The sequence below is a fragment of the Ensifer adhaerens genome (assembly GCF_002007205.1).
Lineage (GTDB): Bacteria > Pseudomonadota > Alphaproteobacteria > Rhizobiales > Rhizobiaceae > Ensifer > Ensifer adhaerens_D.
The window spans coordinates 35726-54428 of record NZ_LAZS01000001.1 but is presented as its reverse complement, the minus strand read 5'-3'; the positions used below and the strand labels follow the sequence as shown (position 1 = coordinate 54428).

The window sequence follows — 18703 nt, the reverse complement described above, 5'->3', positions numbered from 1 at the left end:
AGGCTACTCCAAGAATTTAGATCTTCGTCCAGGACCATTGCGTCACCGGCATGGCAGGCCGCCAGCCGGTCATTTCGCCGACGGGTCCGGCCCGGGCGATATCGATGCGGATCAGCGTGCCGCCGAGGCGCGCATGATAATCGAGCAGCACCCTTTCCATGTCCGTCGTCACCGCATTGGCGACGAGACGGCCGCCGGTGCCAAGTGCTGCGATCGCCGCTTCCATCACCCCGTCTTCGCTGCCGCCGCCGCCGATGAAGATTGCGTCCGGCTGCGGCAGGCCGGCAAGGGCCGCCGGCGCCTCGCCTTCGACCACCGTCAGCCCGGGCACGCCGAACATCGTCGCGTTGCGGCCGATGCGGACGGCCCGTTCCCGCGACACCTCGATGGAGATCGCCTGCATCGTCGGGTCGGCCAGCATCCATTCGATGCCGATCGAACCGGAGCCACCGCCGATATCCCAGAGCAGTTCGCCCTTGCGCGGCGCGAGTGCCGACAGCGTCAGCGCCCGCACCTCGCGCTTGGTGATCTGCCCGTCATGTTCGAACAGCGCGTCGTCGCGGCCGGCCGCCAGCGGCAGCACGCGCGCACCCTCGTCGGCTGTCACCTCGATCGCGCAGACATTCAACGGATGCACGAGGCCGAGCATGAAGCGCGACGCGATCTGCGTCGTTACCCGTTCGCCGGCGCCGCCAAGCGCTTCGAGAACCGTCAGCCGCGACTGACCGAAGCCGCTTGAAACCAGAAGCTCGGCCAGGTCCCTCGGACCCGCGCCGTCGGAGGTCAGCGTCAGCACCTTTGCACCCGGATGAAGGTGCGGCCGAACCAGGTCGAGCGGGCGTCCATGCACGGAGACGAGCGTCGCATCCTGCAGCGCCCAGCCGAGCCGCGAGGCAGCAAGGCTGATCGACGACGGCGCCGGCAACGTTCGGATTTCGGCAGAGGCGATGCGGCGCGCCAGCGTCACGCCGACGCCAAAGAAGAAAGGGTCGCCGGAGGCAAGCACCACGACAGGCGTGCCACGGCGGGCAACGATCTCGACGACCGAGCGTTCGAGCGGGCTCTGCCAATGATGAGCCTCACCCGTGATGAGGGAGGCCGCGAGCTCCAAATGCCGATGGCCGCCATAGACGACGGGCGCCTCGGAAATCAGCCGCTTGGCCTCGTCGCCGAGACCGGCTACACCATCCTCACCGATACCGATGACGGTCAGCCAGGGGGAGACGATGGCGGGTTCGCCGTTCGACACGTCAGCCATGGAAAAACCTCGCATTCTCATTCTGGGCGGCACCACCGAGGCGCGCGAACTGGCGAGCCGGTTGGCCGAAGATGTCCGCTACGACACCGCTATCTCGCTTGCCGGCCGCACCGCCGACCCGCGGCCGCAGCCGGTCAGGACCCGCATCGGCGGTTTCGGCGGCGCCGATGGACTGGCGCATTTCCTGCGTGAAGAAAGGATCGCGCTGCTGGTCGATGCGACGCATCCCTTTGCCGCACGCATTTCGCACAATGCCACTGAGGCGGCGCAACGAACCGGAATTCCGCTGCTGGCACTTCGCCGACCGGAATGGCAATCCTTGCCTGGCGACCGCTGGACGCTCGTCGACAGCGTTGTTGAAGCGGTGAGCGCGCTTGGCGATCGAAGGCGTCGCGTGTTCCTCGCCATCGGCCGGCAGGAGGCTTTTCATTTCGAGGTCGCGCCGCAACACAGCTACGTCATCCGCAGCGTCGATCCCGTCACGCCGCCGCTGAACTTGCCCGACCAGGAGGCGATTCTCTCGACCGGCCCCTTCAGGGAAGCGGACGAAGCCGCGCTGCTGACGAGCCGGAAGATCGACGTGATTATCGCCAAGAACAGCGGCGGAAGCGCCACCTACGGCAAGATCGCGGCAGCGCGCCGGCTCGGCATCGAGGTGATCATGGTCGAGCGGCGCAAGCCCGCTGATGTGCCGACTGCCAGCACGTGCGACGAGGCGCTCGACCGCATCGCTCACTGGCTCGCCCCCGCGTAGAAGCGCGGCGTGTAGACGAGATCCGGCTGGCCCTCACGCTCGACGATGCGCGTTTCCGGGGAGCCGATGATGACGCAGGTCGCCATGTCGGCGCGATTGGCATCGGCCTCGCCAAGCGGCATCACCGCGATCCGCTCGTCCGGCCGTCCGGCGGCGCGGCCGAAGATGACAGGCACCGTTGCCGGCAGGATGCCGCGCAGGATCTCGAAGGCTTCTCCGAGTTGCCAGGGCCGCGCCTTGCTGATCGGATTATAGAGCGCGATCACGAAGCCCGCCTCCGCCGCCAGCCGTAGCCGCCTTGTGATGACATCCCAGGGCTTCAGATTGTCCGAGAGCGATATCGCACAGAAATCATGGCCGAGCGGCGCGCCGATCCGGGCGGCAACCGCGAGCATCGCAGTCACCCCGGGGGTGATCACCAGTTCGACCGATTTCCAGTCCGAAGGCCCCTTGTCGATCGCCTCGCAGACGGCCGCCGCCATGGCAAAGACGCCGGGATCGCCGCCCGAGACCATGCAGACCTTCACGCCTGCCGCCGCCCGCGTCAGCGCAACCTGCGCCCGATCGAGTTCTTCGCGGTTGTCCGAGGCGACACGTATCTGATCCGGTCTGAGGTTCAGCCGGTCGAGATAGGGAAAGTAGCCGTAAAACTCCTGAGCGGCCGCCACGGCTTCCGCCGTTTCCGGCGTCATCTGCTTGGGGCTGCCGGGGCCGGTACCGACGACATAGAGCGTACCGGTCATGGCCGGTCCTTCCAGCCGGGAACGAGCACCAGCGAGAAATAGGGCGCCTCGTCGTCGGCCTTTTCCGCAAGAGCCGTCATCGCCGCGTTTTTCATCGTGCCGCGCTCGACATAGACGGCCTGGGCGAGGCGGCCGGAGGCGGCAAGTGCCCGGCGGATCTTCGGCAAATTGCGCCCGACCTTCATGATGACGGCCGCCTCTGTATCCTTCAGCCGGCGCCCAAGCTCGGCCTCGGCCATGGTACCCGGAAGCACGGAGAGCACGTCGTCGCCCTGCACCAGCGGCAGGCCGGCAAGCGACCAGCAGCCGGACATCGCGGTAATGCCGGGGATCACTTCGACCGGGAAACGATTGGCGAGCCGCACATGCAGGTGCATGTAGGAGCCGTAGAACAGCGGATCGCCTTCGCTGAGCACGGCAACCGTGCGTCCGGCGGCAAGATGCACGGCCACGGCTTCGGCCGACGCGTTGTAGAAATCGGTGATCTGGCTCTTGTAGGCGCCGTCGTCCTTGTCGATCTCGGTCGTCACCGGATAGTAGAGCGGCAGTTCGACGAGGTCGGGCTTCAGCAAGCCCTCGACCACCGCGCGGCCGTTACCGCTTCGCCCGGCCTTGGCGAAGTAGGCAAGCACATCGGCTTGCCCGAGCGCCTTCACCGCCTTGACGGTCAAAAGCTCCGGATCGCCGGGGCCGGTTCCAACGCCGATCAGGCGTCCGACGCCAGCGCCGCTCACAGGCCCGGCCTCGCGAGAGAATTGAGCGCTGCGGCGGTCATGGCGCTGCCGCCGAGGCGACCGCGGACGATGGCGAAGGGAACGCCATAGGAGTTTTCAGCGAGCGCATCCTTCGATTCCGCCGCGCCGACGAAACCGACGGGCATGCCGAGGATCGCCGCCGGCTTCGGCGCGCCGTCACGCAGCATTTCGAGCAGGAAGAACAGCGCCGTCGGCGCGTTGCCGATCGCGACGACCGAGCCCGCCAGGCGCTCGCTCCAGAGCTTCAGCGCGGCGGCCGAGCGGGTGTTGCCGATCTCGGCGGCAAGTGCGGGCGTGCGCGGGTCGCGCAGCGTGCAGATCACCTCGTTGCCGGCCGGCAGGCGCGCGCGCGTGACGCCGTGGGCGACCATCTCGGCATCGCAGAGGATCGGCGCGCCGGCCTTCAGCGCCGCGCGGGCCGAACTCACGAAATCGGGAGAAAAGACGAACTGCCTTGTCGCCTCGACGGAACCGCAGGCATGCACCATGCGCACCGCCAGATCCGCTTCCTCCTCGGAGAAGCCCGAGAGATCGGCCTCGGCGCGGATGATGGCGAAGGAACGCTCGTAGATGGCGTTGCCATCGCGAATGTAATCATACTCAGGCATGTCTATCCCTGTTCGAACGCTGCCGAGACGCGCGCAGCTCCGAGCCGTGTAAGACAGGACTGCGCCGATTCGCCAGCGTCTTTGTTTTGCCGCACCAGCAGGCCGAGCCGGGCAAGTGCGGATCCCATTCCATTCTCATCGGTGTAGGCGCTTGGCAAGCCGTTGGCAGCCCCATTTACGACAAGCCCGTATCCTGATGACGCACCGACGAGCGTCAGCTCCGACGGTTTCGGCCGGGCGCAACCCTTGGCGCAGCCCGAGAGATGCACGGTGAGCGAGCCGTCGAGCAGATCGGGAGCCGCGTCGATGAGGCGTTGCGCCATGCCCTTGGTCTCCATCCATGCGGAGGCGCAGCCCCTGCTGCCGGCGCAGGTGGCGATCTCATTTCGCGGGTCTTCTTCAGCGATGCGAAAGCCGCGCGCTGCCGCCAGGCCCAGCGCCACGCCCGCGGTCTCGTGGCGAAGGCCGAGCACGAAGAAGGCATGCCCCGGTGCAAGCCGGATCGCGTGGGCGCCAAGCTCCTGAAATTGATAGAGGAACGCCGCCAGCACGGAAGCCTCCACCTGAGCAAAGGCAAGGCCGAGGCCAAGAACGATGCCGGCGTCACCCAGCGCGTGAATGCCGGGTATTGCGGCCGACCTCATAACGGCCGGACGTTCGGACACTGCGTCGCAGCGACAGAGGACGCGGATTTCCGCCGCGTCGAGATTACGCCCGCGTGCGGTCGTACCGAGGCTCGCCAGTTTTTCGAGAATGGTGATCAAAGCCGGCATGACCGCATCGCCGGCAAATGCCCCGACGATCGATGCCTTCGCCGCCGTGCCGCCGAGCGACAGCAGCCATACGGCGCCGCCGGGCGTCGAAAGCGCCTGAAGGCGAATGTCGGCAACGACGGCGCCGAGACCGAAGCGGCCGCCACCGTCGATGACGACGGATAGCTTGGGAGCGAGCGTCAACGGCAGCTGGCGCGCGCGCAAGGCTTCGCGAAGCTCAGTGGCAATCGGCCGAGGATCGGCAATCTCGTCAGGGTCGATGCCGGTCAAGGGCGGCACTTCGATCGCAAGGCCTTCGGCAATGGTGATCTCCGCGTCGTCGATCGCCTGCGCCAGCACCGGCACGGACGCCTCGGTCAGCCCGCGAAGCTGCAGGTTTCCACGCGCGGTGATCTCGAGGATGCCGTTGCCGTAGCGCTCGGCAGCGGCGGCGATGGCGATGACTTTCGGAATGGTCAAGCTGTCGTCATCAGGCCTGAGCCGCACGAGCAGCCCGTCACCGGTCTGCATCGGTGCGGCGAGCGACGGACAGGCGCCGCGACGCATGGAAGCGGCGGTTTCTCCGGTCGATGGAAGGGCGCAACTGCTCATCAAATCCGTCATCACCTGAGGTTCTCCTCCCTGAAGAAGCCTCTTAAGACGCTATAACACAGCCGCAAACCTTGAGTGAGATCAAACACGACGCCGATCTGTCTGCCGTCATTGCTCGAAGTCGGCGCCCTTGCGCAGGAGATAGATGTCCATGATCCATCCCATTTTCGCGCGCGCTGCGGCCCGGGTTTCAAGGATCCTGTCCTTCACGTCAGCCACGCGGCCGGAAATGACGATCTCATCCGGCGTGCCGAGATAGGCGCCCCAGAATATCTCCGCCTCGGGATCGTCGATCCGCTGGAACGCCTGTTCGCCGTCGAGCATGACGACCGATGTCTGGCTCTTTTCCGGAAAACTCTCGTGCAGCCGACGTCCGGTGGTGATTTCCACGGGCTTGCCGACGAGGTTCAGCGGAATGCGGTGGCTGGCGCAAAGCGCCTGCAGGCTGGTGATCCCCGGAATGACGTCGTAGTCGAAGGCAACCTGCCCGCGTGCCTTGACCCGCTCGACGATGCGGATGGTGCTGTCGTAGAGCATCGGATCGCCCCAGACGAGAAACGCGCCAGTTCCCTCTTCGCCGAGTTCACTAGACAGAAGTTCTTCGTAGATCGCGGCGATCTGGGCGTGCCAGTCGTCGACGCTGCCGTCATAGCTGACGCCCTCGGTGCGGCGCACCGGCACGGCGAATTCGACGGTGCGGCTGTCGCTGCGGGTCACGTAGCGGGCGCAGATGTCGCGGCGCACCTCGGCAAGCTCGGTCTTCTTGGAACCCTTGGTCGGGATGAAGAGCACATCGGCGCGATTGAGCGCATTGATCGCCTGTACAGTCATATGCTCCGGATTGCCCGAGCCGATGCCGATGATCAGAATTTTGCGCATGCCCGCCTCCACCTGTTTTTCACTGGCGTCTTAGGCGTATAGCTGCCGCCGGTGCAAGACCTCGCCGCGACAGCAAGGCGGCCAGCAGCGTCAACGCAACCCTAGTTCACTTCGGCAACGGGATTTTCCGGCAGGCGCCAGTCGATCGGGTCGAAACCCTTCGTTTCCAGGAAAGCGTTGGCCTGGGAGAAATGGCGGCAGCCGAGAAAACCGGAATGGGCCGACAAGGGCGACGGATGCGGCGCACGCAGCACCAGATGGCGCGAGCGGTCGACGAAGGCCGCCTTCTTCTGCGCGTAGGAACCCCAGAGCATGAAGACGACGGGATGGTCGGCCTCGTTGACCGCACGGATGATCGCATCCGTGAACTTTTCCCAGCCACGGCCCTGATGCGAGGCGGCGTTGCCGCGCTCCACCGTCAGCACGCTGTTCAACAGCAGCACGCCCTGCCTCGCCCAGCTTTCGAGGAAGCCGTGGCGCGCCGGCGGGATACCGAGATCGCTGTTCAGCTCCTTGTAGATGTTGACGAGCGACGGCGGCGTGCGCACGCCCGGGCGCACGCTGAAGCAGAGCCCGTGCGCCTGGCCGTCACCGTGATAGGGGTCCTGGCCGAGAATGACCACGCGCACCTTGTCGAGCGGCGTCAGATCGAGGGCGCGAAAGTACTCAGGCCCGCGCGGGAAGATCTGCCGGCCCTCGTCTTTCTGGGCGAGCAGGAACTGCTTGAGATCGGCCATGTAAGGGCTGGCGAATTCCGGCGACAATGCTGCCTTCCAGCTTTCCTCGATCTTCACCGCCGTTTCCATTGGACCGCCGCTCCATCACTTGGGTTCGATGGCCGCAATTTAGGCCGTCAGACCGCCATCGCAAGCACTAACGCCGCCGCACATCGGTTGTTGCACCGGTTTTGCTTCGCCCCCGCGCGCCGGGCAACCGGCTACCCCGTTTGAAGAGCATTGTATTTCAATAGATACAACGGTAATCAGGAGGAGATATCGTTGTATCCTAAGAGATATCGCGCATCGTTGGAGGGAAATCGATGATCAAGAGAAGAGACTGGCTGAAGGGCCTGGTGCTGACGCTCGGGCTTGCCTGGGCCGGCGCAAACGTGCTGCCGGCATCCGCGCAGGCCGAAGAGAAGGTGACGGTCTTTGCGGCCGCCAGCCTGAAGAACGCGCTCGATGCGATCAATGTCGAGTGGCAGAAGGAAAGCGGCAAGGAAACGACCGTTTCCTACGCAGCCAGCTCGGCCCTTGCCAAGCAGGTGGAACAGGGCGCGCCCGCCGATGTCTTCATCTCTGCCGACCTCGCCTGGATGGACTATCTCGCCGAAAAGAAGCTGATCAAGGACGACACCCGCGCAAACCTGCTCGGCAATCGCATCGTGCTCGTTTCCGGCAAAGCTGACGCCGCCCCGGTCGAAATCAAGCAGGGCTTCGACCTCACAGCCGTCCTCGGTGACGGGCGTCTGGCGATGGGTGCGGTCGATTCCGTTCCGGCCGGCAAGTACGGCAAGGCAGCGCTCGAAAAGCTCGGCGCCTGGAAGGCGGTAGAGCCCAAGGTCGCCGGCGCTGAAAGCGTACGCGCTGCCCTCCTTCTCGTCTCGCGCGGCGAAGCGCCCTACGGCATCGTCTACCAGACCGACGCCGCCGCCGACCCGGGCGTGAAGGTCGTCGGTACCTTCCCGGAGGACAGCCACCCGCCGATCATCTACCCGATCGCGATCACGGCGGAGAGCAAGAGCCCTGATGCCGCCGCCTATGTCGACTTCGTCAAGTCGGCGAAGGCTGCAGAGCTCTTCGAAAAGCAGGGCTTCACGGTCCTGAAGTAACCGACCAGAAATAGGCGCTAGTGCCGTCTGTCCAGAGGCAGGCGAAGCATCTAACGTCATGTTCGCGTCGCCCGCGCCCAAACGCGGGCGACGCGATCATTTGTCAGAGGCAGTGGTGAGCGGACAGCCACACCTCAAACGCCTCGTATTGGGGAGCGATATCCATTGGACTGGCTGGCAGTGAGCGATGCGGAATGGACGGCGATCCTCTTGAGCCTGCGCGTCGCAACCGTCGCGATGATCTGCAGCCTGCCCTTCGCGCTCGTCGTCGCCATGCTGCTCGCGCGCGGGCGCTTCTGGGGCAAGACGCTACTGAACGGCCTCGTTCATCTGCCGCTGATCCTGCCGCCTGTTGTGACCGGCTTCCTGCTGCTCCTGCTCTTCGGCCGACGCGGACCGCTCGGCGCCTTCTTCGCCGACTATTTCGGCCTCGTCTTTTCCTTCCGCTGGACGGGTGCCGCCCTTGCCTGCGCCGTCATGGCGTTCCCGCTGATGGTGCGCAGCATCCGCCTGTCGATCGAGGCGGTCGACCGCAAGCTCGAGGACGCCGCCACCACGCTTGGCGCCAGCCCGGTCTGGGTGTTCGCCACCGTCACGCTGCCGCTGATCATCCCCGGCATCATCGCCGGCATGATCATCGCCTTTGCCAAGGCCATGGGCGAGTTCGGTGCGACGATCACCTTCGTCTCCAACATTCCCGGCGAGACGCAGACGCTTTCGGCCGCCATCTACACCTTCACCCAGGTTCCGGGCGGTGACGCCGGCGCCATGCGGCTGACGATCATTTCGGTCATCATTTCCATGGCCGCGCTCATCTTCTCCGAACTGTTGGCGACGTTCGCCGCGCGCCGGGTGGCGGCCCAATGAGCCTCACCGTCGAAACCCGTCACCAGCTCGGCAATTTTTCGCTCGACGCCGCCTTCACCTCGGACGGTGGCGTGACGGCGCTGTTCGGTCGCTCCGGCTCGGGCAAGACCTCGCTGATCAACATTATTGCCGGGCTTCTCAAGCCGGAGAGCGGTCGTGTCCTGCTCGATGGCGACGTCATCGCCGACAGCGATCGAAGGATCTTCACGCCGGTGCATCGCCGCCGGTTCGGCTATGTCTTCCAGGAGGCGCGGCTGTTCCCGCATTTGAGCGTGCGCCGCAACCTCGCCTATGGCCGCTGGTTCGCCGGCAAGAGCGGTTGGGGCAGCGACTTCACCCGCATCGTCGACATGCTCGGCATCGGCCATCTGCTTGAGCGCAACCCTTCTGCCCTTTCCGGCGGTGAAAGGCAGCGCGTCGCGATCGGCCGCGCCTTGCTGGCGGCCCCGCGCCTGCTTTTGATGGATGAGCCGCTGGCCGCACTCGATGAGGCGCGCAAGGCCGAAATCCTGCCTTATCTCGAACGGCTGCGCGACGATGCCGGCATTCCGATCGTCTATGTCAGCCACTCGGTTGGCGAAGTCGCGCGACTGGCGCGGCGCGTCGTCGTGCTCGAAAACGGCCGGGTTACCGCATCGGGTGCGGCCGCCGAAGTGTTGAGCGCGCCTGCTGCCACGCTTGCCACGGGTCGGCGCGAAGCCGGTGTTCTCCTGGAGGGGGAGGTCGAAGGAACGGATCCGACCCACGAACTGACGACCGTCCGGGTCGGGCGGGAACGGCTGCGCATTGCTGGCGTCAGCGCGACAGCCGGCAGCAGGCTTCGCCTGCACATCGCCGCCCGCGACGTCATGCTCGCGACGACGAGACCGGTGGAGATCAGCGCACTCAACGTGCTCGAAGGGCGCATTCTCACTTTGACGTCAGACGAAGACGGCAGCGTCGATGTGCGGGTGAATTGCGGCGATGCGACGATTGCCGCCCGCATCACGCGCTTTTCGCGCGACGCGCTGCAACTCGTTCCCGGCAGAACCGTCTATGCGATCATCAAATCGGTCGCGATCGATCACTAGAGCGCCGCGCGTTCATGTGAACGCACGAAGGATCCTAGGCCTTTTTGGAGGCAATCTCGGCAGCATCGGACGATGCATCGCTGCTCCGAACGGAGTCGAGCCAGGCGAGATCCTCGGCGATCGCAAGGCGCGCCTTCTCCTCCATCTCGCGGTAGCGGCGGATCAACGCTTCGCCGAACGGGGTTACCAGCGCTCCGCCACCCTGCTTGCCGCCGCGCTGCGTATCGACCGACGGCTCGCTGAACATCCGGTTCAAGGCATCGACGAGCAGCCAGGCGCGGCGGTAGGACATATCCATCGCCCGCCCGGCCGCCGAAATCGATCCGGTCTCGCGGATCAATTCGAGCAGCAGGATCTTGCCACGGCCGAGCCGGTCGGCGGGCGGAAAATCGATGCGCAGGACGGGGCGAAGATCGGGTCGGCTCTCACTCATGGGCGCGAGCATAGAAGCTCGGCACGAAAACCGAAAGTCCGCCCGGTGACGGGGTGGACCAGCTTTCCCAAACAAAGTGCGCCGGCAAACCCAAGCTTTCGGGCAAAGGCCAGACAGCGGGCTTGATCTCGCGGCGGCGGCATGCACCGATGACCGCATTGCTCCTGCCCGAAAGTATCTCCCCATGCCCGGCCCCACGCTCGATCCCATCGCCTCCGATACCACCCTGCCCGCCAGGGCCGACGTCGTCATCGTCGGCGGCGGCATCATCGGCGTCAGCGCCGCTCTTTTTCTCGCCGAGCGCGGTATCGATGTCGTCGTCTGCGAGAAGGGTATGCTCGGCGCCGAGCAGTCGAGCCGCAACTGGGGCTGGGTGCGGGTCATGGGTCGCGACGAACGCGAGATCCCGCTGGCGATCGAGGCGCTGAAAATCTGGGATACGCTCGACGCCCGCGTGGGCGGCGAGACCGGCTTTCGCCGCAGCGGCATTCTCTACATCTCAGAAAACGAACGCGACGTCGCCAATCGCGACGCCTGGCTTGCGATGGCAAGGCCCTATGGCGTCGATAGCGTTCAACTCGGTTCCGACATCACCGAAGCGATGATGCCGGGTGCCGCAATCCGCTACGAGGGCGGGCTCTTCACGCCGAGCGACGGGCGAGCCGAACCGCAGAAGGCCGTGCCAGCGATCGTTGCCGGTGCGCGTCGTGCCGGAGCCCGAATTCTCACCGGCTGCGCCGTGCGCGGCGTCGAGAAGGCCGCCGGCCGGATCTCCGCCGTCGTCACCGAGCGGGGCCGCATCGAGACGTCGACCGTCATCGTCGCCGGCGGCGCCTGGTCCAGGCTGTTCCTCAAAAGCCTCGGCATCCGGCTGCCGCAGCTGAAGGTGCGGAACACGGTGTTGAGAACCGGGCCGGTCTCCGGCGGTCCGGAAGGGGCCGGCGCCACCGCGACCTATGCCTATCGCAAGCGCCTCGACGGCGGCTACACGATCGCCGATGGCGCTGCCAACCTGCACGCGATCGTGCCTGACAGCTTCACCTTCTTCCGCGATTTCCAGCCGGCGCGAAAAGCGGAAGGCGACGCGGTTCAGGTGGGCCTCAGCGCCCAGAGCTGGAACGAACTGTTCGAGATCGGCATCGTGCCACTCGACCGTCCCGGCGCCTTCGAGCGTCACCGCGTGCTCGATCCCAACCCGGATTCGCGCCGCGCCTTGCATGCCCTCGACGCTGCGGCAAAGGCCCTCCCGCTTTTACGCGAGACGAAAGTGCAGCAGATCTGGGCCGGTCTGATCGACGTGACGCCGGACGCCGTTCCGGTGATCTCACCGGCAGAGGACGTTCCGGGGCTCATCATCGCGACGGGATTTTCCGGCCACGGCTTCGACATCGGGCCGGGCGCCGGCCACCTCGTCGCCGACCTCGTGACCGGCGCAAAACCGATCGTTGATCCGGCACCGTTCCGGCTCTCGCGCTTCCTCGACGGCACGCCGATCACGCTCGCCCCGCCGGTCTGACCACCATCACCGGCGGATAGCCGCGAAAGAAAATTACCGGCAACGACCGGCAGGAAGATGTGCGACACAACGCGTGGGCGCACTCCCGGCAGGATTCTATCTTTCTTCGCCTGCCCCTGCCCCGCGACACGGAAAGACCTTCATAAGCCCCGGAACTCGTGGCAGTCTGTGAGCATTCCCGTCGGGAGAACGGGGCTTGGAGGAGTGCGTGTAGACCTTGGCAGAGGAGCCTTATGGGTCCGATCGCATGCCTTCGCATATGTCGGCCCCGGTTCTCCCGCTTCAAGATTTGGTGCGCTGCGCACTCCGGAGGAGGCCGGAAACCGCATGAGCGATCTCGATCGACTTAGTCTGCATGTCCCCGAACCCGCCGTTCGGCCCGGCGGCCAGCCGGATTTCTCCAACGTCAAGATTCCGAAGGCCGGCTCCGTGCCGCGCCCGGAAGTGGACGTCGCGCCGGAGGAGATGCGCGACCTCGCCTATTCCATCATCCGCGTCTTGAACCGTGACGGCGAGGCGGTCGGCCCCTGGGCCAGGCTGCTGTCGGATGACGAATTGCTCTCAGGCCTCCGGCACATGATGCTGCTGCGCGCCTTCGACGCACGCATGGTCATGGCGCAGCGCCAGGGCAAGACCTCGTTCTACATGCAGCATCTCGGCGAAGAAGCCGTCAGTTGCGCCTTCCGCAAGGTGCTGGTGAAGGGCGACATGAACTTCCCGACCTACCGCCAGGCGGGCCTGCTCATCGCCGACGGCTATCCCATGGTCGAGATGATGAACCAGATCTTCTCGAACGAGAGCGACCCTCTGCGCGGCCGGCAACTGCCGATCATGTATTCCTCCAAGGAGCATGGCTTCTTCACCATCTCCGGCAACCTCGCCACCCAGTATGTGCAGGCGGTCGGCTGGGCGATGGCGTCGGCCATCAAGCGCGACACCAAGATTGCCGCCGCCTGGATCGGCGACGGCTCGACGGCGGAATCGGACTTCCACTCGGCGCTCGTCTTTGCCTCCACCTACAAGGCGCCCGTTATCCTCAACATCGTCAACAATCAGTGGGCGATCTCGACCTTCCAGGGCATCGCCCGCGGCGGCTCCGGCACCTTTGCCGCCCGCGGCCTCGGCTTCGGCATCCCGGCCCTGCGCGTCGATGGCAACGACTATCTCGCCGTCTACGCCGTCGCCAAATGGGCGGCCGAGCGTGCAAGGCGCAATCTCGGCCCGACGCTGATCGAATACGTCACCTACCGTGTCGGCGCCCATTCGACCTCCGACGATCCGAGCGCCTATCGCCCGAAGACGGAATCCGAGGCCTGGCCGCTCGGCGACCCGGTCCTGAGATTGAAGAAGCACCTGATCCTGCGCGGCGCCTGGTCGGAAGAGCGTCATGCGCAGGCGGAAGCCGAGATCACCGACGAAGTGATCCAGGCCCAGAAACAGGCCGAAGGCCACGGCACGCTGCATGCCGGCGGCAAGCCGTCGGTGCGCGATATCTTCGAGGGCGTCTATGCCGAGATGCCGCCGCACATTCGCCGCCAGCGGCAGAAGGCAGGATACTGATATGGCCAGAATGACAATGATCGAAGCCGTGCGCAGCGCCATGGACGTATCCATGGAGCGCGACGACAATGTCGTCGTCTTCGGCGAGGACGTCGGCTATTTCGGTGGCGTCTTCCGCTGCACGCAGGGGCTCCAGGCGAAATACGGCAAGACCCGGTGTTTCGACGCGCCGATCAGCGAAAGCGGCATCGTCGGCACCGCGATCGGCATGGCGGCCTATGGCTTGAAGCCCTGCGTCGAGATCCAGTTCGCCGACTACATGTACCCGGCCTATGACCAGATCACCCAGGAAGCCGCCCGCATCCGCTATCGCTCCAACGGCGATTTCACCTGCCCGATCGTGCTGCGTATGCCGACCGGCGGCGGCATCTTCGGTGGCCAGACGCACAGCCAGAGCCCGGAAGCGCTGTTCACCCATGTCTGCGGCCTGAAAGTCGTCGTGCCGTCCAATCCCTACGACGCCAAGGGCCTGCTGATCGCCTCGATCGAGGATCCGGATCCGGTGATGTTCCTGGAGCCGAAGCGGCTCTACAACGGCCCCTTCGACGGCCATCATGACCGCCCGGTCATTCCCTGGTCGAAACACGATCTCGGCGAAGTGCCGGAGGGCCACTACACGATCCCGATCGGCAAGGCGGAAATCCGCCGCCAGGGCTCCGCCGTCACCGTCGTCGCCTATGGTACCATGGTGCATGTAGCGCTCGCGGCTGCCGAGGAAACCGGCATCGACGCCGAGGTGATCGACCTGCGCAGCCTGCTGCCGCTCGATCTCGACACGATCGTCAAGTCGGTCGAAAAGACCGGCCGCTGCGTCGTCGTGCACGAGGCGACACTCACGTCCGGTTTCGGCGGCGAAGTGGCAGCCCTCGTGCAGGAGCATTGCTTCTACCATCTCGAAGCGCCCGTCGTGCGCGTCGCCGGTTGGGACACGCCCTACCCGCACGCCCAGGAATGGGACTATTTCCCCGGCCCCGCGCGTCTCGGACGCGCGCTCGTCGAAGTGATGGAGGCCTGACATGGGCGAATTCGTAATCAAGATGCCCGATGTCGGCGAAGGCGTGGCCGAGGCAGAACTCGTCGAATGGCACGTGAAGCCGGGTGACCCCGTGCGCGAGGACATGGTGCTCGCTGCCGTCATGACCGACAAGGCGACCGTCGAAATCCCCTCGCCCGTCACCGGCACGGTGCTCTGGCTTGGCGCCGAGGTGGGCGACACCGTCGCAGTGAAGGCACCGCTCGTGCGCATCGAAATATCAGGCGAAGGCGAAACGGCTGCTCCCGTGGAAGAGACGCCGTCCGCCAAGGTGGAAGAAAAGCCCGCAGTGAAGGCGGAGGCGCCCGCGCCGGTCGCCAAGCCGGCCCAGCCCGCCAAGGTCGAGGTTAAGGCACCGGCCACGAACGGCGTTCATGCCAACGGCGCGCAAGCCGCCGGCGAACGGCTGGAAAAAGCGCTGGCCTCGCCGGCCGTGCGCCTGCGCGCCAAGGAAAGCGGCGTCGATCTGCGCCAGGTGACCGGCACCGGTCCGGCCGGCCGCATCAGCCATGACGATCTCGACCAATTCATCGCCCGTGGCGCCCAGCCGGTGTTGGCACAGGCCGGGCTGCAGCGCAAGACCGCCGTCGATGAGATCAAGGTGACCGGCCTTCGCCGCCGCATCGCCGAGAAGATGTCGCTTTCGACCTCGCGCATTCCCCACATCACCTATGTGGAAGAGGTCGACATGACGGCGCTCGAGGACCTGCGGACGACGATGAACCGCGACCGCAAACCCGATCAGCCGAAGCTGACCATCCTGCCCTATCTGATGCGCGCGCTGGTCCGCACCATTGCCGATCAGCCCGCCGTCAATGCGACGTTCGACGACGGTGCCGGCATCATCTGTCGCCATCACGCCGTGCATATTGGCATCGCCACGCAGACACCGGCCGGTCTTACCGTTCCGGTCGTGCGCCATGCCGAAGCGCGCGGCATCTGGGATTGTGCCAACGAGCTCAATCGCCTCGCGGACGCTGCCCGCACCGGCACTGCCACCCGCGACGAGCTCACCGGATCGACGATTACGATTTCTTCGCTCGGCGCGCTCGGTGGCATCGTCTCCACCCCTGTTATCAACCACCCGGAGGTGGCGATCATTGGCGTCAACAAGCTTGCCGTCCGCCCGGTCTGGGACGGCACGCAGTTCGTGCCGCGCAAGATCATGAACCTGTCCTCGAGCTTCGATCACCGCGTCATCGACGGCTGGGATGCGGCCGTTTTCGTGCAGCGGCTGAAGACCCTGCTCGAAACGCCGGCGCTTATTTTCGTGGAGGCCTGAGGCGATCATGAAGGAAATTTCCTGCAAGCTGCTCGTCATCGGCGCCGGCCCCGGCGGCTATATCTGCGCGATCCGGGCCGGCCAACTCGGCATCGATACGGTCGTCGTCGAAAAGGCCAAGGCCGGCGGCACCTGCCTCAATGTCGGCTGCATTCCATCCAAGGCCCTCATCCACGCGGCGGAAGAGTTTCATAAGCTGCGCTCGGCCGCTTCCGGCCGCAGCCCGCTCGGCCTGTCGCTCGCCAATCCGACAATCGACCTCGCCCGCACCATCGCCTGGAAAGACGGCATCGTCGGACGGCTGAACGGCGGTGTCATCGGCCTTCTGAAGAAGGCGGGTGTCAAGGCGGTGATCGGCGCGGCCCATTTCGTCGACGGCAAGACCGTCGATGTCGAGACCGAGATCGGACTGCAGCGCATCCGCGCCGAGACGATCGTCATTGCCACCGGCTCGGCGCCGGTCGAGCTGCCCGACCTGCCTTTCGGCGGGTCGATCATTTCCTCGACCGAGGCCCTGTCGCTGAAAAGCGTGCCGAAGAGCATCGCCGTCATCGGCGGCGGTTACATCGGTCTCGAACTCGGCACCGCTTTCGCCAAGCTCGGCAGCCACGTGACCGTACTCGAAGCGCAGCCGCGCATTCTGCCGCTCTATGACGCCGATCTGACGAAACCGATCGGCAAGCGCCTCGGCGAACTCGGCATCGAGGTCTTCACCCAGACGGTCGCCAAGAACTACTCCGCCGAAACCGGCAGCCTGCAAGCCGAACACAACGGCCGCGCCATCGATGTCGCCGCCGAAAAGGTGCTTGTCACCGTCGGCCGCAAACCCGTGACCGAAGGTTTTGGTCTCGAAGAAATCGACCTCGACCGCACCGGCCGCTTCATCCGCATCGACGACCAGTGCCGCACCTCGATGCGCGGCATCTACGCGATCGGCGACGTCACCGGCGAGCCTATGCTGGCGCACCGCGCCATGGCGCAAGGGGAAATGGTGGCGGAGATCGTCGCCGGCCACAAACGCAGCTGGGACAAGCGCTGCATTCCGGCCGTCTGCTTCACCGACCCGGAAATCGTCACCGCGGGCTTGTCGCCCGACGAAGCGCGGGCCAGCGGCATCGAGATCAAGATCGGCCAGTTCCCCTTCCAGGCGAACGGCCGCGCGATGACGACGCTCGCCGAAGACGGTTTCGTGCGCATCGTCGCCCGCGCCGACAACCACCTGGTGCTCGGCATCCAGGCGGTCGGCCACGGCGTCTCGGAACTCTCGGCAAGCTTCAGCCTGGCGATCGAAATGGGCGCGCGGCTCGAAGACATCGCCGGCACGATCCATGCGCATCCGACGCAGTCGGAAGCTTTCCAGGAGTCGGCGCTGAAGGCGCTGGGGCACGCGCTGCATATCTGAGCGGAGCGCGTTCTCGCTCCGTAGGCAGCCCCTCATCCGGCTGCCGCCACCTTCTCCCCGCACGCGGGGAGAAGGGAATGCGTGGCACCCGCCTCGCTCCAACCATTGCCTTTTGCCGTATGGGAGAAAGACATGAGCAGAACTGATCCGATCGTCATCGTTTCGGCGGCACGCACCCCGATGGGCGCCTTTCAGGGCAGCTTCAAGGATCTGACCGCGCCGGAAATCGGCGCCATCGCGCTCAAAGCCGCGCTTGAGCGCGCCGGTCTCGATGCGGTGGACGAGGTGATGATGGGCAATGTGCTGCCGGCCGGCATCGGAGAGAACCCGGCGCGCCAGGCAGCCCTTGGCGCCGGCCTCGGCAAGGAAACGCCGTCGACGACCATCTCCAAGGTCTGCGGCTCCGGCATGAAGGCGCTGATGCTCGGCCACGACGCGCTCCTTTCGGGCAGCGCATCGGTGCTCGCCGTCGGCGGCATGGAGTCGATGACCAACGCCCCCTATCTGCTGCCTAAGGCGCGCGGCGGCTTCCGCCTGGGGCATGGCGAGGTCAAGGATCACATGTTCCTTGACGGCCTCGAAGACGCCTATTCCGGCCGGCTGATGGGCACCTATGCCGAGGATACGGCCGAGCACTACCAGTTCTCGCGCACCGATCAGGACGGCTTCGCCCTGCGTTCGCTGGAGCGCGCAACCCGCGCGGCCGAAGATGGTTCCTTTGCCGCGGAAATCGTGGCGGTCAGCGGCGCCGGCAAGCGCCAGACCGCCAATCTCGACCGCGACGAGCAGCCGACCAAATCGGATCCGGCAAAGATCCCGAAGCTCAAACCCGCCTTCCGCGACGGCGGCAGCGTGACGGCGGCCAACTCCTCGTCGATATCAGACGGGGCTGCGGCGCTGATCCTGATGCGGGCCAGCGAGGCGGAAAAACGCGGCCTGACACCGCTTGCGATCGTCGCCGGCCATGCCGGCCACGCGCAGGAACCGGCCTGGTTCACGACAGCGCCGATCGGCGCGATCGACAAGCTGTTGACCAAGCTCGCCTGGGAGAAGGGCAGCGTCGGCCTTTATGAAATCAACGAGGCCTTCGCCGTGGTGGCGATGGCCGCGATCCGCGATCTCGGTCTCTCGGACGACATCGTCAACATCAACGGCGGCGCCTGCGCGCTCGGCCATCCGATCGGCGCGTCCGGCGCCCGCATCATCGTGACGCTGCTTCACGCCATGCGCGCCAAGAACGTCAAGCGCGGCATTGCCTCGCTCTGCATCGGCGGCGGCGAGGCGACAGCGGTCGGGCTGGAGCTGCTGCAATAGCGTAATACGCGACGAAGGAAACGGCGCGCGGTCT

At 65.7% G+C, this 18703-nt stretch carries 18 protein-coding genes; 10 read left to right on the top strand and 8 right to left on the bottom strand.

The window, feature by feature from the left end:
- Positions 1–16 precede the first annotated feature (16 nt).
- A complete protein-coding gene (cbiE, locus tag XB14_RS00230) occupies positions 17–1258 on the bottom strand; it encodes a precorrin-6y C5,15-methyltransferase (decarboxylating) subunit CbiE (RefSeq protein ID WP_143348163.1) in 1242 nt (413 codons plus the stop codon).
- Here cbiE and XB14_RS00225 point away from each other — a divergent pair.
- Positions 1227–2012, top strand: coding sequence for a cobalt-precorrin-6A reductase (locus XB14_RS00225; RefSeq protein ID WP_077959880.1), 786 nt, complete (start codon positions 1227–1229; stop codon positions 2010–2012). The two genes, cbiE and XB14_RS00225, sit on opposite strands and share 32 nt — an antisense overlap.
- Here XB14_RS00225 and XB14_RS00220 read toward each other — a convergent pair.
- The 6 genes from XB14_RS00220 to ung form a co-directional block, all read right to left on the bottom strand.
- The gene (locus XB14_RS00220; protein ID WP_077959633.1) at positions 1991–2755 is read right to left on the bottom strand and encodes a precorrin-3B C(17)-methyltransferase; all 765 of its coding nucleotides are present in this window, start codon (positions 2753–2755) and stop codon (positions 1991–1993) included. The two genes, XB14_RS00225 and XB14_RS00220, sit on opposite strands and share 22 nt — an antisense overlap.
- The gene (locus XB14_RS00215) at positions 2752–3489 is read right to left on the bottom strand and encodes a precorrin-2 C(20)-methyltransferase (protein ID WP_077959632.1); all 738 of its coding nucleotides are present in this window, start codon (positions 3487–3489) and stop codon (positions 2752–2754) included. Before XB14_RS00215 ends, XB14_RS00220 begins: the two co-directional genes overlap by 4 nt.
- Positions 3486–4118: a precorrin-8X methylmutase gene (locus XB14_RS00210; RefSeq protein WP_077959631.1), complete on the bottom strand. Its 633-nt coding sequence runs from the start codon at positions 4116–4118 to the stop codon at positions 3486–3488. Before XB14_RS00210 ends, XB14_RS00215 begins: the two co-directional genes overlap by 4 nt.
- A gap of 2 nt (positions 4119–4120) precedes the next feature.
- A complete protein-coding gene (gene cobG / locus XB14_RS00205) occupies positions 4121–5482 on the bottom strand; it encodes a precorrin-3B synthase (RefSeq protein WP_077959879.1) in 1362 nt (453 codons plus the stop codon).
- A 108-nt stretch (positions 5483–5590) separates the two neighbouring features.
- On the bottom strand, positions 5591–6361 hold the full coding sequence (gene cobF, locus XB14_RS00200; protein ID WP_077959878.1) for a precorrin-6A synthase (deacetylating): 771 nt from the start codon (positions 6359–6361) through the stop codon (positions 5591–5593).
- A gap of 101 nt (positions 6362–6462) precedes the next feature.
- Entirely contained in the window at positions 6463–7167 is a 705-nt protein-coding gene (gene ung / locus XB14_RS00195; RefSeq protein WP_077959630.1) for a uracil-DNA glycosylase, read from the bottom strand.
- Between the two features lie 233 nt (positions 7168–7400).
- Between ung and modA the strand changes: the two genes are divergently transcribed.
- The 3 genes from modA (at position 7401) to modC (ending at position 10129) form a co-directional block, all read left to right on the top strand.
- Positions 7401–8192 (top strand): molybdate ABC transporter substrate-binding protein, encoded by a 792-nt coding sequence (gene modA / locus XB14_RS00190; protein WP_077959629.1) that lies wholly within the window; start codon positions 7401–7403, stop codon positions 8190–8192.
- Between the two features lie 165 nt (positions 8193–8357).
- Complete coding sequence (gene modB / locus XB14_RS00185; RefSeq protein WP_077959628.1) at positions 8358–9059, top strand: molybdate ABC transporter permease subunit; 702 nt, start codon at positions 8358–8360, stop codon at positions 9057–9059.
- Positions 9056–10129: a molybdenum ABC transporter ATP-binding protein gene (gene modC / locus XB14_RS00180; RefSeq protein WP_077959627.1), complete on the top strand. Its 1074-nt coding sequence runs from the start codon at positions 9056–9058 to the stop codon at positions 10127–10129. The genes modB and modC overlap by 4 nt, the downstream gene beginning before the upstream one ends.
- A gap of 34 nt (positions 10130–10163) precedes the next feature.
- Here modC and XB14_RS00175 read toward each other — a convergent pair whose 3' ends face one another.
- Positions 10164–10562 (bottom strand): winged helix-turn-helix domain-containing protein, encoded by a 399-nt coding sequence (locus XB14_RS00175; RefSeq protein ID WP_077959877.1) that lies wholly within the window; start codon positions 10560–10562, stop codon positions 10164–10166.
- A gap of 184 nt (positions 10563–10746) precedes the next feature.
- Between XB14_RS00175 and XB14_RS00170 the strand changes: the two genes are divergently transcribed.
- The 6 genes from XB14_RS00170 (at position 10747) to XB14_RS00145 (ending at position 18669) form a co-directional block, all read left to right on the top strand.
- Entirely contained in the window at positions 10747–12078 is a 1332-nt protein-coding gene (locus XB14_RS00170) for an NAD(P)/FAD-dependent oxidoreductase (RefSeq protein WP_077959626.1), read from the top strand.
- A gap of 327 nt (positions 12079–12405) precedes the next feature.
- Positions 12406–13638: a 3-methyl-2-oxobutanoate dehydrogenase (2-methylpropanoyl-transferring) subunit alpha gene (locus tag XB14_RS00165; RefSeq protein ID WP_077959625.1), complete on the top strand. Its 1233-nt coding sequence runs from the start codon at positions 12406–12408 to the stop codon at positions 13636–13638.
- Position 13639: 1 nt separating this feature from the next.
- Complete coding sequence (locus XB14_RS00160; protein WP_077959624.1) at positions 13640–14653, top strand: alpha-ketoacid dehydrogenase subunit beta; 1014 nt, start codon at positions 13640–13642, stop codon at positions 14651–14653.
- 1 nt (position 14654) lies between these two features.
- Positions 14655–15953, top strand: coding sequence for a dihydrolipoamide acetyltransferase family protein (locus tag XB14_RS00155; RefSeq protein ID WP_077959623.1), 1299 nt, complete (start codon positions 14655–14657; stop codon positions 15951–15953).
- 7 nt (positions 15954–15960) lie between these two features.
- Entirely contained in the window at positions 15961–17355 is a 1395-nt protein-coding gene (lpdA, locus tag XB14_RS00150; protein WP_077959622.1) for a dihydrolipoyl dehydrogenase, read from the top strand.
- Between the two features lie 132 nt (positions 17356–17487).
- The gene (locus tag XB14_RS00145) at positions 17488–18669 is read left to right on the top strand and encodes an acetyl-CoA C-acyltransferase (protein ID WP_077959621.1); all 1182 of its coding nucleotides are present in this window, start codon (positions 17488–17490) and stop codon (positions 18667–18669) included.
- The last annotated feature ends 34 nt before the right edge of the window (positions 18670–18703 follow it).